Here is a 12,982-nt window from a genome sequence, read left to right as displayed (position 1 = left end):
TTCCGGGCAGTTTTTCTTCTCACGACAACCGAGGGCTCTCGCAGCGAGACAACGGCCCTGAACTTTTTGTAACAGGAAGGCCCAACAACGTAAAGAGCATGCATGAAGGCGATTGTTTTGGTTTTTTATGTTTTCTCGATTGTTTTCTTTGAATTTTGATCCATTTGTTTTTTATTAGTGCGCGTCCTCGACGGCGAATCGCCCCTCCCGAGATCGGCGCGGCGGCCCAGTTCCTCGAGGTGGGCCGCGATGGCCTCCAGCTCCTGAATGCCATCCTGGGTGATCGTGTCCTTGCCGGGATAGAGAAGATAGCGTTCCCGATAGGCCAGGGGCGTCACGTTGGGCATGAGGACGTTGGCCCCGGCTCCGAGCATGGCCTCTCTTCCCTGGCTGAAGAGGGAGCCGGCCGCCGTCGTGGCGGGGATGTTGGCATCGGGCAGAAGGAGGCGCAGGGCCGCCGTCATCCGCACCGTCGCTTCCAGGGTGCCCGAGGCCTCGCCGGCCAGAGGCGTGTCGGGATTGGCGATGAAGGGTCCTATGCCGACCATGTCGAGGGCCAGATCGCGGCAGAGTTCGAGATTGGCGACACGAACGGCCTCCGTCTCGCCGGGAAGGCCGACCATGAATCCCGATCCGAGCTCGAACCCCTCTTCGCGGAGGTCGTCGAGAGCCTGGAGGCGGCGACGAAGACTGATGCCGCCGCGGAGACGTTCGTGAAGGATTGGATCGGCCGTCTCGAAGCGCAGGAGGTAGCGATCGGCGCCGCAGGCGGCGAGGCGACGGTAGTCGCCGCGGCTTTTGATGCCGCAGCTGAGCGTGACGGCCGCCCTCCCCTCCGTCTCGACCTTGACGGCCTCGACGAGGCGGCAGAGGCGATCGGTCGTCCAGTCGGGGTCCTCCCCGCCCTGGAGGACGAAGGTGCCCAGACCTCGGGCGAAACCGGCCCTGACGGAGAGAAGGATCTCCTCCTCCGTCAGGCTGTAGCGGCCGAGACGACCGTTGGCGGCACGCAGGCCGCAGTAGAGGCAGTTGCAGGTGCAGCGGTTGGTGAACTCCAACAGCCCCCGAATCCAGACGCCGTCGCCGTGGCGGAGGCGACGCAGGCTGTCGGCCTCGGCGACGAGCTCCTCGAGCGGACGGGCCAGAAGGCGGGCGATCTCCGCAGATCCTGTCTTCAAGGCTCGGTCCCTCCCTTTCTCTCCCGCGAAACAGCGCACAGGAAGCCCTTCGCCGGAGCGGCGGGGCTCTACGAGCCCAATCCCATACATGATACATTTAGTGCTTTTTTTGTCAAGTTTGCGGTCCCGCCCCTGTCGCCGGACAATGGTATTGTCACTCGTGAAGAGGACAGGGAAAATGTCACTTATGACGACCAGGAGAGACCTACTCATGAAGACAAAAGAAGCAAGGCGCTTGGGGTTGGTGGAAGAGGCTGTCGCGGGCAACCTGACGGTTCAGGAGGTGGCCGATCGGCTCGGTCTGAGCCGCCGTCAGGTCTTTCGGCTCAAACGACGCTACCGGGAAGAAGGAGCGCAGGGGCTCCTGCACAAGGGACGAGGCAAACCGTCCCGGCGCAGAATCTCTCAGGAGACACGGGATTTCGTCGTCAGTCTGGCCAAGGGTCTTTACAGGGATACGAGCTGTCAGCACATGGCCGAACTCCTTGCCGAAGAGCATGATCTCGTGCTGAGCGCCAAGAGCATCGCCCGTTTCCTTCGCGCGGAGAACCTGTCCCTCGTTCATCGCCACCGGGCCCCGAAGCGGCGTTCCCGCAGGGTCCGACGGTCCCGACGAGGCGATCTGGTCCAGATGGACGCCTCTCCTTTCGATTGGTTCGAGATCGGTGAGCGTTGCACTCTCCACGGCGTGATTGACGATGCCACAGGAGAGGTCCTCGGTCTGTGGATGGCCAGGAATGAGTGCCTCTTCGGCTACTTCCGCGTGCTCCGTCAGATGCTTGATCGCCACGGCGTGCCTCGCGAGCTTTACGCCGACCGCCACACCATCTTCCTTTCTCCCAAGTCGGAAAAACTGACGATCAAGGAGGAGCTGGAGGACTCGGCGCCTGTAACCCAGTTCGGCCGCGCTCTGGAGGCTCTCGGAACTCGCTATGTCCCTGCAGGGTCTCCCCAGGCGAAGGGGCGGATCGAAAGGCTCTGGGGAACTCTTCAGGATCGTCTCGTCGTCGCCTTCCGACGGGCCGGAGTGAAAACGATCGAAGAGGCCAACGTCCTGCTCGCCGCCTACCCGGGAGAGGTCCATAACCCGAGGTTCGCTCGTCCTCCCGCAGAGGGGGCATCTGCCTTTCTCCCTCCGCCGGACGGCCCCGCTCTCGATCTCCTCCTGACTCGCCAGACCGACCGGAAGGCCTCGGGAGACTCGACGATTTCCCTCGACGGAAAACAGTACGCCCTGATAGGCCCCCGCAGACGCCCCCTGCTTCTTGCCAGAGGACAGGCGGTCAAGGTCATCGAGAAGCTCGACGGGAAACTCCTGGCTCTTGTCCATGACGGGCTCTACGATCTCGCAGCCGTCGACAAAGAGCCCCCTGCGACTCCCCCGCCTGTCATCGAGACGAAGACAGGCACTCCATGCAAAACGAAGAAGCAGAGGAAGCCGGCGGCAGACCATCCCTGGCGACAGAATCCCGCTCCTCCTGCCGCGGCGGTCGGCTCCGAGCAAGGGACGGGTTCCCCTCCCTAGAAGGACCTCCGCCGCGGAGGAAAGCCAAGGCGGGCTGTTGACGGGGGCGATTTCAGCCCCTCGAAAGCGACACTTTCATTGTCCCTCAGACCCTCTTTTTAGATGACATTTTTAGTGTCCCTTGACAGTTTGCGGTCCCGCCCCGCATCGGCCCGATCGCCGGGAAGTGGGGAGCGGCTTGGCCGAAAGGGAAAAAGAACGTACACTACTTCTGAGTCGTTCCAAGCTCGAACCGGTAGGTTCACCATTCCTTAAGGGGGGTTCTCGATGGCTTTCCGGATCGCCTTCGTCGGAGGGGGCAAAGGAGCCGCAACGCTTCTGAGGCATTTCATCGCTCTCGGGCTGGAGATCACCGGCGTCATGGACAGGAACAGCGACGCGCCCGCCGTCCTGCTGGCCAAGCAGCACCGCCTCTTCACCACCCAGGACATGGACCGCCTTCTGCAGCAGCCTATGGACCTTCTCCTGGAGGTGACGGGCGTCGCCGAGGTGACGGAAAAACTGCGCCGATGGAAGCCCGACAACGTGGGCCTTCTGACGTCGGCCGACTGCCGCTTCATCTACGAGATCATCGCCCGGGAGGAGCAATGCCGCCAGGTCATCGAGGGGCAGATCCGCAGCCTGGGGAACCTGCGCAAGGAGATCGACGGTCTCGTCGAGCCGCTGACGGCTCTGGCCGACTCGCTCATGAAGGGAAACGAGCAGGTCCGGACGACCTTCACGCCTCTCGTGGCCCAGATGGAGGAGCTGAGCGCCAAGGCGGCCAAGATGGACGAGATCGTCCACTCCATCCAGGGCATCGCCCGTCAGACGAAGATGCTGGGCCTCAACGCCGCCATCGAGGCGGCCCGGGCCGGAGAGGCGGGACGGGGGTTCGCCGTCGTGGCCGGAGAGGTGAAGGAGCTGGCCGAGGACACGGACCAGTCGGCCCGGACCATCGGATCGGTCCTCTCCTCCTTCGGCCAGACCCTTCCGGCCATGGCCGAGCCACTCCAGCAGATCGGCCGCATGGGTCAGGAACGGCAGGTTCACACGGCCAAGCTCCAGGAGCTCATCGCCAGGCTCTGCAAGGCCTCGGAAAACCTCGACGACACGGGCAAGGCCCTGGAGACTCTTTTTTAGGCGGAGCGCCCCGTCACCGCCGGTTCTTCTCCAGGTCCCTTCTCATGGCCTCCCTCAGATCTCCGTCGAGGAAGGTGCGCAGGACGGCCCTGCCGAGGACGCGGGCTCCGGCGAGAAGGGCCCTGTGGGCCTCGGGACCGACGACGGCTCGGGCGAATTCCCTCGTGTGGAGGGGGTAGTCGTGAGGCGTGACGGCCAGGATGGGATGGAGGGCCGGGCAACGGCGGCTCACGTTGCCCATGTCCGTCGAGCCCGCCGGATCGGCCGGCGTCGTGAAGGGGATGGAAAGCTCGTCGAAGATCTCCTCGACGAGGGCCTCGCCGGCCTCGTTGGGGACGATCTCGTCGAAGCTCGACTCGAATTTCTCCCAGGTCACCTCCGTCCCCGTCGCCAGGGCCGCCCCTCGGGCGCAGTCGAAACAGCGCTCCCTGAGGCCGTCGAGATAGGTCCGCGCCGGCGCCCGGAATTCGAAGCGGCAGACGGCCTCTTCGGGGACGATGTTGGGCGCCGTGCCGCCCCTGTCGATGACGCCGTGGATCCTCGCCTCGGGACGGCTGTGCTGGCGCAGCATGTCGACGGCGTGGAAGAAGAGCTGGACGCCGTTGAGGGCGTTGCGCCCCTCCCAGGGGGCCGCCGCGGCGTGGGCCGTCCTGCCCCGGAAGGTGAAACGGTAGCCATCCATGGCCAGCGACCGGAAGGCGGCCATGGAGACGCCCGATCCCGAGTGGATCATGAGGGCCAGGTCGTACCCGTCGAAGAGGCCCTTGTCGGCCATGGAGCACTTGGCGCCGTCCGTCTCCTCGGCCGGCGTGCCGATGACGTCGAGGGTGCCGCCGATGTCGTCGACGATCTCGGCCAGGCCGAGGGCGGCGAGGACGGACATGGCGCCGTGGAGGTTGTGGCCGCAGGCATGGCCCAGCTCGGGAAGGGCGTCGTACTCGACGAGGAGGGCCACGCGAGGGGTGCCGCTCCCCCTGGTGGCCCTGAAGGCCGTGGGCAGATCGGCGTAGGGAAAGGTGAGGGCGAACCGGGCCCTTTCGAGAAGGGCGACGATCTTGCGGCTGCTCTCGTATTCCTCGCCGGAGAGCTCGGGATGGGCCGCCAGGTCCTCGCTGAGGGCGACGGCGGCCTCGGTCTCGGTCTCGATGCGGTCGTCGAGACGTCGGGCCAGGGCAGAGTAGGTTTTCACGGACAACACCTCCTTGTCCCGCCATTGTAGACCTCGGTGATGGCTTTGCCTACGAGAGGAGAGGGGCCCTAATCCGCAGGCTCTTCAAGACAGACGCCGCCGGATCCGCCGATTCAAGGCCCGTTCCGGCCACCTCGTCGGTGCGGATTCGGGGCGACCGTCCCCGTTTTCCAGACGCCGGCCGGGCGAGAGGCGCTTCCATCCGGCTCTGCCCGTGAATCGGGGAGGGGCCGGCGAAGTCGACAAGATTTCCGTGTTCTCCTCGCTCGTCCGGGGGAAGACCGCCACGACCGGCCGGCGTTATAATGGGAAGAGCAAAGGAGGAGTGGCCATGGAACTGTTCCTTTACCGAGCCTATTCGGTTCTCACGTCCTTCCAGGGCCGGGAGAATGTGCGCGTCGTCTGGATTCCCCTGCGTTCCGGCGAGGCTCACCTATCGGGCTACGGCAGTCTCGTCCGGGACTTCGACAAGTTGCCCCAAGAGGACCGCTTCCACGTCAAGGGCTACGTCGACGAGTTTTTCACCGCCGGCGAGCTGGAGATCCTGAAGCGCTACCTGGCCGAGAGTCGGGGCCTTCCCGTCGAGACCGACTCCCGCCCCACCCCTCTGGCCTGCACCGACGCCTCGGGACGTCCTCTCGTCCCCCTGCGGCTGAGGCGGGAGGGGGAGAAGCGCTTCATCCGCATCGAACGCACGAAGGGGATGGATCTCCCCTTCGACGTGGCCGCCGTCTACGATCTCTGACCCCCCGCAGCGCCGAGACCTGTCGCGGCTTCGCCTTCCGGGCGAGGCCTTTTTTGACTTGACGAAGGAGGTTTTTCCATGCGCGATTTCACCTTTCAGAACGGGACGAAGATTCTCTTCGGCCGCGCCGCCGAGGAGCGCGTCGGCGCCGAGACGGCTCCTCTCGCCGCCACGGTCCTTCTCCATTACGGGGGAGGGAGCGTCAAGCGAAGCGGCCTTTACGATCGCATCGCCGCGAGCCTGGCCGACGCGGCCGTCGACGTCGTCGAGCTGGGCGGCGTCCAACCCAATCCCCGACTGAGCCTCGTCGAAAGGGGCATCGAGCTGGGCCGCCGGGAGAGGATCGGCCTCGTCCTCGCCGTGGGAGGGGGAAGCGTCATCGACTCGGCCAAGGCCATCGCCCTGGGCATTCCCGCCTCGTGCGGGGTCTGGGATTTCTTCGAGGGAATTTCGAAACCGGAGAGGGCCCTTCCCGTCGGCGTCGTCCTGACCCTTCCCGCCGCCGGGAGCGAGACCAGTCCCGTCTCGGTCATCACCAACGAAGAGGGACTCTACAAGCGGGGCTTCCGCAACGGACTCCTCCGTCCCCGCTTCGCCCTCCTCAACCCCGAGCTGACCTTCTCCCTTCCCGCCGACCAGACCCGCTTCGGAGCCGTCGACATGCTGGCCCACGTCATGGAGCGCTATTTCACCAACGAGGCCGACGTGGAGCTCACGGACCGCCTCTGCGAGGCGACGATGAAAACCATCATCGCCAACCTCCCCCGGGCCCTGGCCCGCCCCGACGACTACGCCGCCCGGGCCGAGCTGATGTGGGCCTCGACGATCGCCCACAACGATCTCCTCGACACGGGCCGCGAGGGCGATTGGGCCTCCCACAGGATCGAACACGAGCTGAGCGCCCTCTATGACGTGGCCCACGGAGCGGGGCTGGCCGTCGTCTTTCCCGCCTGGATGGACCACGTCGTCGGCCACGATCTGAGACGCTTCGCCCAGTTCGCCCATCGCGTCTGGGACGTGGAACCCGACTTTTTCGACATGGAGAGGACGGCACGGGAGGGGATCGCCCGTTTCCGGGCCTTCCTGCGCTCCTGCGGCCTGGCGACGACCCTGAAGGAGCTGTCCATCGGCGACGACCGCTTCGACGAAATGGCCCGCAAGGCCGTCGAGAAGGGCCCCGTGGGGACCTTCGTCCCCCTCGGCGAGGAGGACGTCCGGGCCGTTCTCGAAAGGTGCCGCTGACGGGAGGCGGCGGGAGCGGCTCCGAACGGGATCGGGAATCGGTCCTGGGGCGGATGGGGCACGCGGCCCGGCGCCTGACGGGCCAGATGGCCCGGCCCCTCGAGCTCGAGCCCCTGCGCGGGCGCTGCCTCCTCCACGTCTCCGACACGCCCTCGACCTTCTACGGCGACCTGGGGCGGCTGGTGGCCTTCCTCCGTCCCAGGGCCCTGATCCACACGGGAGACGTGGCCGACGACGTCAAGCTCGAACGGAACCCCCGCGAGATCGACCGCTACCGTCGCCGTCTGGTGACCTTCCGCCGCCTTTTGCCCCCTTTCGAGGAGGGCCTCTTCATCGCCTGCGGCAACCACGACAGCCCCGAGGCCATCGCCGAACTTCTTCCGGCGGCGACCTTCTTCGAAGGAGGAGGCGCCATCCGCGTCGGCGGCCAGAGCCTGGCCCTGGCTCACCGCTTCCGCGACCTGCCCCGACCGCCGTGCCCCTTCAACCTCTTCGGCCACGCGCCGTCGCCTCCGGAAGGGCAAAGGGCCGACGCCCGCTACCTCAACGGCCTCGAGGCCCTCAGCGTCATCGCCATCGAAGGGGGCACCGTCCACCGCCTGGCCTATCCGGCTTACGTCGACGGCGACCGCTGCCTCAAACGGAAGATCGGCCTTTAGGAGAGGGCCTTGCCGATCCCTCATTCAAGGAGAGGAGCCTGCCGCGACAGGTCCCTCCAGATCCCCATCCGTCCGGGAGGTGTCATCGATGCTCTCGCTCCTTCGTGGAAGCGCCCGTGGCCTTTTCATTCAGACCGGCGGGCCGTCGGCCCGTCGCCTCCTTCAGGAGGCCTTTCCCCTCGAGGCGCGGCCGCCGCGGGACCTCTGGGACCGGGCCCGTGAGGACCAGACCCTTCTCCTCTTCTCCCGCCGCGACCTCGACAGGGGGCGGCTTGAGACCTTTCTGGCCGACGCCTCGCCCGTCGACATCCTGGCCCATCTCATCAACGCCGACCTCGAGGCTCCGCTCCGCGTCCGCCCTCTGCCTCGGGCCATCCTCTTCCGCCTCAGCGGGGACAGGGAGAGGGCGATGGAACAGATCGCCCGCGACTTCGACGCCCGGCCGGGCAAGCTCAAACAGCTCCTCCGCTGGTCGGGGCGCCACCCCGTCGTCCTCTGCTTCACCGAGAAGAATCTCAACCGTCCCCTGGCCCTGGCCGATCTTCAGCCCGACGTGCTTTACTTCGACAGCCCCTACGAAAAGCTCTTCCACCGCCTGAGGGGACGGGCCCTGGAATACTTCAACGAGGCCGCCGGGGGCGAGGCCTGGCGTAACCTGGAGATCCGCGTCTACGACGTCTGGGAGCGTTACGACCTCCAGGCCCGAAGGGTGCGCCTCGTCCTCGAGGACCTCGACCTGGGGCTGGTCCTCGGCGAGGGGTGGGGCAAGGACTTCGCGAGAATCCTCATGGCCGTCTCCGTCTACCGCTTCCGCCTCGCCACCTTCATCGCCCCCGAGCGGATCAAGGCCCTCCTGCTGGGGCTGGAATACGATGCCGAAGGGAATCGCCTCGTCGACCTCGACCTTTTCGAGGGGCGCGTCAAGATCGGCTGGCAGGGTCAGGCCGACCGGAAGGAGGACCGGAGCGCCCTGGGCCGCCGCCTCCGCCAGGCCCTGCGCCTGGAGCTTCTCCCCGAGACCCTCGCCCGCCTCGACGCCTTCGAGGCCCAACTGATTGAGGCCCAGGGCTTCCGCCCCTGAGACCTTGCCGATCCGACAGAACTGTTCTATAATCGGGGTGCACAGGGAAACGGAAAGGGGGAGTCGACCGATCGGCAAAAACCACGGTAAGGACAACCCTATAGCGAACATCCCGGCGGGGATGATCCCCCCGCGCTGAGGCTCCTCCAGGAGCCTGCGGCCTGAGATAGCCGATTTCACGAAAGGGACCACGCCTGAGGCGGGTCCCTTTCGTCGTCGGGGCCATTTTCTCCCGGGACCGGAAGGGCTAGAATGGAAGGCCGACGGGCAGCGATCGCCCGCCTCGATCACAGACCCGCAACCACACGACCGGACCGGAGTCCTCCGGGAAAGGACGATGCAGCCCGCCTCTCGCGGGCTCTGTTGGCGGCTTGGCGGCGCGAGCGGTCTCTCGATTTCCCCCGGGCAATCCGCCCAGGCCGCGAGAGGCCTCTTCCTCCCGGGATCGCGACGGGGGCCCAAAAATCCACAGGCCCTTCAGGACGGACTCCGCTGGGTCCGCCGATGCGAGACCCGCTTTAATCCCCCCACAGGTGGACCCGAATCGGCAGGTTCTTCAAGACAAACTCCGTCGGACCGATCCGAGGTCCGCTCAAAGCACCTCGCAGGTGCGGGTTCGAGGCAACCCTCTCCGCCCTCCAGGCACCTCCTGGCCGGACCGATGGACGTCCATTCTGTCTTTGACTGTGGGTCGGGGACCGACCTCCCGCAGGGATACGGAACGGAGACGCGAAAGGCAGGACCCTTCGATGAGGATTCTCTTCTATAACATCCGTTACGGCACGGGATGCGGCTGGAGCTACCACCTTCCCTTCCCCTTCGCCGGCTTTTTCCGGCCCGCCCGAGGCGGGACGGAACGCATCGGCGCCCTCCTCGACGACCTCGACGTGGACGTGGCCTGCCTCTGCGAGGTCGACGGCGGCTCCTACCGCCAGGGCGGCCGAAATCAGGCCCGGAGCCTGGCCCCGCGGTCCTGGAACCACGCCTTCTCCCCCAAATACGGCACGTCACCCCTGAGCCGACTGCCCCTGCTCTCCACTCAGGGCAACGCCGTCCTGAGCCGCCTTCCCATCGTCGCCTCCAGGGAAAACCTCTTCTCCCGGGGCGTCAAAAGAAGCCTTCTGGAGGTGGAATTTCCCGGTTTCACCGTCCTCCTGGCCCACCTCTCCCTGGGACGGAGCGCCCGGAAGACGCAGCTCGAAGAGCTGGCCCTGCGCTGCCGGAGCCTGGACAGACCGCTCCTCGTCGGCGGCGACTTCAACCTCCTCCGGGGCTCGCAGGAGCTGAAGCCCCTCCTGGAGGCGACGGGCCTCGTCGACGCCGACGCGACGGCCCGCCCCACCTTCCCCAGCCGCAGGCCGACGCGGCGCCTCGACTGCCTTCTGACGACGCCCGACGTGCGCGTCAGGACCTTCGACCTTCCCGACGTGACCCTCTCGGACCACCTCCCCCTCCTCTGCGACGTCGACATCGCCTCCGGGAGGGATCGGCGATGAGCGACGGGAGCACGCTTTTTCTCGTCCTCCACAACCTCTTCTTCTTCTCCGTCCGCCTCGGCGCGCTCTGCGTCCTCCCCCAGCGCCACCCTCCGGCCGTGGCCATGACCTGGCTGCTGATCGTCCTCTTCTGGCCCCTCCCCGGCGGCCTTCTCTACCTGGCCCTGGGGTCGACGAAACTGCCCAAGCTCCGCCGCGAGCGCCACGAAAGGGCCCTGAGGCGTCTGAGGGACGTCGTCGGCCACGGCCGAAGCTGTCCCGATCCCCCTCTCTCCGAGGGAGCCTCCGTCGTGAGCCGCCTGGGGACCAAGCTGGCCCAGTGGCCCGTCAGCCGGGCCGAGACGCTGGAGCTCATCGACGGCGAGACGACCCTCATCGACCGCCTCGTCGAGGACATCGACGGGGCCCGGGAGTCGGTCCATCTCCTCTACTACATCTTCGAGCGCGACGCCGTCACGGCACCTCTGCTCGAGGCCCTGGAACGGGCCGCAGCGCGGGGCGTCGCCTGTCGGCTCCTTCTCGACGACCTGGGCTCCAAGAAATACCTCAGGCGAGAGGGGGCGACCCTGAACGGGCCCCTCCGCCTCGCCCGCGCCCTCCCCCTCTCCCGCTTCCGACGGGGCAGGCTCTCGGCCCGCTTCGACCTGCGCAACCACCGCAAGCTGGCCGTCATCGACGGATCGGTGGGCTTCATGGGCTCCCACAACATCACCGAGGCCACCTACGGCGGCAAGGCCCAGGGGCGAAGGTGGGAGGACCTGACGCTCCGTCTGACGGGCCCCATCGTCGGCCAGCTCCAGGGCGTCTTCCTCGAGGACTGGTACGTCGAGACGGACGAGATCATCGCCGCCGCCCTTCCCGAGGAGAGGGGCTGCGGCGGCTCCTTCCTCCAGACCGTCCCCAGCGGCCCGGCCTACTCGACGGAGAACTACCAGCGCCTCGTCGCCCTGGCCCTCTTCCAGGCCCGGGAACGGGTCGTCATCACCACGCCCTACCTCATCCCCGACGAGGGGCTCCTCCAGGCCCTGGAGGTGGCCTGCCTCAACGGCGCCGCCGTCGATCTCATCGTTCCCCGCCGAGGCGACCAGTTTTTCGTCGGCCGCGCCGCCGAGGCCTATTTCGGCCGCCTCATGGAGATCGGCGTGGCCATCCACCTCTTCGGCCCCGACATCGTCCACGCCAAGACGATGACCGTCGACGGCCAGATGGCCTTCTTCGGCTCGAGCAACTTCGACATCCGCTCCTTCGCCCTCAACTTCGAGCTCAACATGGTCCTCTACGGCAGGGAGGTGACGGGCCTCATCGTCGAGGCCCAGGAGGGCTATCTGGCCCGGTCGCGGCGCCTCGACCCCGGCGCCTGGCGGGAACGCCCCCTCTGGAAGAAGACCGTCGAGGGCGTGGCCAAACTCCTCAGTCCCCTCCTCTGACGCCTTCCGCCTCGGCCCAGCCCCCTCCAAGGAGGGGGCTTCCCTCTTTTCCGCCCCCCGCCAGGGAGACGAGGAGGGCGGCGACGGCCGCCAGGAGGGAGAGCCGGTCGGCCATGGCGAAAAGAAGCAGAAAGCCCGGAGCCAGAGCCAGCGATCCCCAGCGCGCCGCCGGACTCGGGAAAAGTCTCGCCCCGGCCGCGACGACGAGAAGGGCGTTGAGCAGGAAGAGGCCGTTGGCGACGCCGATGAGATCGGCCACGTCGACGAGGCCCAGGGCCACGGCCCCGATCTGGACGACGTGCATCGCCGTCAGTGCCGAGGCGGCCCTGGCGGGAACGCCTCCTTCGTTTCGGACGGCCAGGAAGCGGGGGAGACGGCCCCTCTCGGCCAGGGAGGCGACGAGGCGGGCCACGCCGCCGACGATCATGACGTAGGTGCACAGGCAGAGCAGCGTCCCCAGCAGAAGGAGCAGAGGCGTCGCCAGCAGGCCGAAAAGGGGCCGGAGCAGATCGGTCATGGAGGGCAGGGCCCCTTCCGTCGCAGGGCTTCGGGGCAGGGCGGCGGCCACGGCCAGATCGACGGCGGCGACGGCGGCGAAGGCCAGGCCCGCCGCCTTCGGGATGGTCCGCTCCGGAGTTTCGATCTCGGCGCTGTAGTTGCCCAGAATCTCCCAGCCGATGACGGCCCAGAAAAGAAGCATGACGACCTTGCCGAACTGGAGGGGCGACGGCCTGTCCAGAAGAAGGGGTTCGGCCGGGTGGAAGAGGACGTAAAGGCTCGCCGCCAGAAGGACGACGGCGATGAGGGACGAGGCCCAGAGGGCCAGGTGTCCCACGAAAGCGGCCCGTCTCCTGATGACGAAAAAAGCCGGAAGGGCCAGAAAGAGGGCTCCCGCCAGGGCCCGGCCCGAAAGAAGGGACTCCCCGGCCAGATACTGTCCCGCCGTCAGGAGAACCGCCGCCGGGCCGAAGCAGACCGCCCCGGCCAGAAGACAGCCGCAGACGTCGCGGAAGGCGGGACCGAAGGCCCGTCCCACGGCCTCCGTCAGCCCCCCGTCGCCGGGAAAGCGAAGGCTCAGGGCGGCCGTGACGGCGGCGAAGAGCCCCATGAGGAGAACCGTCAGGGCCCAGGCCTCGAAGGAGAGGGCACGAGCCCCCTGAAGCACCAGAGGGGGGAGGAGCAGGATTCCCGAGCCCAGAACGGGCCCGACGAGAAGACCGGCCAGGGCCGGAACGCTCATTTTCTTTCGCAACGAACTCGCCTCCTTTTTGTGAGGAGGACTATAAAGGACTTCGGTCCATCGGTAAAATGGAAAGAT

At 66.8% G+C, this 12,982-nt stretch carries 11 protein-coding genes; 8 read left to right on the top strand and 3 right to left on the bottom strand.

Annotation, left to right across the window (positions count from 1 at the left end):
* Positions 1 to 125: 125 nt before the first annotated feature.
* Positions 126 to 1,178: a [FeFe] hydrogenase H-cluster radical SAM maturase HydE gene (gene hydE / locus KAR29_RS00200; RefSeq protein ID WP_274373643.1), complete on the bottom strand. Its 1,053-nt coding sequence runs from the start codon at positions 1,176 to 1,178 to the stop codon at positions 126 to 128.
* 88 nt (positions 1,179 to 1,266) lie between these two features.
* Between hydE and KAR29_RS00195 the strand changes: the two genes are divergently transcribed.
* Positions 1,267 to 2,703, top strand: coding sequence for an ISNCY family transposase (locus tag KAR29_RS00195; protein WP_311135599.1), 1,437 nt, complete (start codon positions 1,267 to 1,269; stop codon positions 2,701 to 2,703).
* A 267-nt stretch (positions 2,704 to 2,970) separates the two neighbouring features.
* Complete coding sequence (locus KAR29_RS00190) at positions 2,971 to 3,825, top strand: methyl-accepting chemotaxis protein (RefSeq protein ID WP_274373642.1); 855 nt, start codon at positions 2,971 to 2,973, stop codon at positions 3,823 to 3,825.
* 13 nt (positions 3,826 to 3,838) lie between these two features.
* Here KAR29_RS00190 and KAR29_RS00185 read toward each other — a convergent pair whose 3' ends face one another.
* Positions 3,839 to 5,014, bottom strand: a complete 1,176-nt coding sequence (locus tag KAR29_RS00185) for a M20 family metallopeptidase (protein WP_274373641.1) — start codon at positions 5,012 to 5,014, stop codon at positions 3,839 to 3,841.
* A 331-nt stretch (positions 5,015 to 5,345) separates the two neighbouring features.
* Here KAR29_RS00185 and KAR29_RS00180 point away from each other — a divergent pair, with 331 nt between their 5' ends.
* The 6 genes from KAR29_RS00180 to cls all read left to right on the top strand — a co-directional run bounded on the left by KAR29_RS00180 (position 5,346) and on the right by cls (position 11,664).
* Positions 5,346 to 5,759: a hypothetical protein gene (locus tag KAR29_RS00180; protein ID WP_274373640.1), complete on the top strand. Its 414-nt coding sequence runs from the start codon at positions 5,346 to 5,348 to the stop codon at positions 5,757 to 5,759.
* Between the two features lie 78 nt (positions 5,760 to 5,837).
* Positions 5,838 to 7,001, top strand: a complete 1,164-nt coding sequence (locus KAR29_RS00175) for an iron-containing alcohol dehydrogenase (protein WP_274373639.1) — start codon at positions 5,838 to 5,840, stop codon at positions 6,999 to 7,001.
* Positions 6,992 to 7,660 carry a hypothetical protein gene (locus tag KAR29_RS00170; protein ID WP_274373638.1) on the top strand — a complete coding sequence of 223 codons (669 nt, stop codon included), beginning with the start codon at positions 6,992 to 6,994 and terminating at the stop codon, positions 7,658 to 7,660. The genes KAR29_RS00175 and KAR29_RS00170 overlap by 10 nt, the downstream gene beginning before the upstream one ends.
* 88 nt (positions 7,661 to 7,748) lie before the next feature.
* Complete coding sequence (locus tag KAR29_RS00165) at positions 7,749 to 8,741, top strand: hypothetical protein (protein ID WP_274373637.1); 993 nt, start codon at positions 7,749 to 7,751, stop codon at positions 8,739 to 8,741.
* A gap of 749 nt (positions 8,742 to 9,490) precedes the next feature.
* Positions 9,491 to 10,237, top strand: a complete 747-nt coding sequence (locus KAR29_RS00160; protein ID WP_274373636.1) for an endonuclease/exonuclease/phosphatase family protein — start codon at positions 9,491 to 9,493, stop codon at positions 10,235 to 10,237.
* Positions 10,234 to 11,664 carry a cardiolipin synthase gene (cls, locus tag KAR29_RS00155; protein ID WP_274373635.1) on the top strand — a complete coding sequence of 477 codons (1,431 nt, stop codon included), beginning with the start codon at positions 10,234 to 10,236 and terminating at the stop codon, positions 11,662 to 11,664. Before KAR29_RS00160 ends, cls begins: the two co-directional genes overlap by 4 nt.
* Here the strand turns inward: cls and KAR29_RS00150 are convergent.
* Positions 11,648 to 12,916, bottom strand: coding sequence for an APC family permease (locus tag KAR29_RS00150; RefSeq protein ID WP_274373634.1), 1,269 nt, complete (start codon positions 12,914 to 12,916; stop codon positions 11,648 to 11,650). The genes cls and KAR29_RS00150 overlap by 17 nt on opposite strands.
* Positions 12,917 to 12,982 lie beyond the last annotated feature (66 nt).

The sequence above is a fragment of the Aminithiophilus ramosus genome (assembly GCF_018069705.1).
GTDB lineage: Bacteria > Synergistota > Synergistia > Synergistales > Aminithiophilaceae > Aminithiophilus > Aminithiophilus ramosus.
The sequence above is the reverse complement of the archived record's forward strand: the minus strand, read 5'-3'. Positions and strand labels throughout refer to the sequence as shown.

Coding starts and splice junctions, on each gene's coding strand:
- KAR29_RS00195 (WP_311135599.1), top strand. CDS start 1,267: ATGATACATTTAGTGCTTTTTTTGTCAAGTTTGCGGTCCCGCCCCTGT.
- KAR29_RS00190 (WP_274373642.1), top strand. CDS start 2,971: ATGGCTTTCCGGATCGCCTTCGTCGGAGGGGGCAAAGGAGCCGCAACG.
- KAR29_RS00180 (WP_274373640.1), top strand. CDS start 5,346: ATGGAACTGTTCCTTTACCGAGCCTATTCGGTTCTCACGTCCTTCCAG.
- KAR29_RS00175 (WP_274373639.1), top strand. CDS start 5,838: ATGCGCGATTTCACCTTTCAGAACGGGACGAAGATTCTCTTCGGCCGC.
- KAR29_RS00165 (WP_274373637.1), top strand. CDS start 7,749: ATGCTCTCGCTCCTTCGTGGAAGCGCCCGTGGCCTTTTCATTCAGACC.
- KAR29_RS00160 (WP_274373636.1), top strand. CDS start 9,491: ATGAGGATTCTCTTCTATAACATCCGTTACGGCACGGGATGCGGCTGG.
- cls (WP_274373635.1), top strand. CDS start 10,234: ATGAGCGACGGGAGCACGCTTTTTCTCGTCCTCCACAACCTCTTCTTC.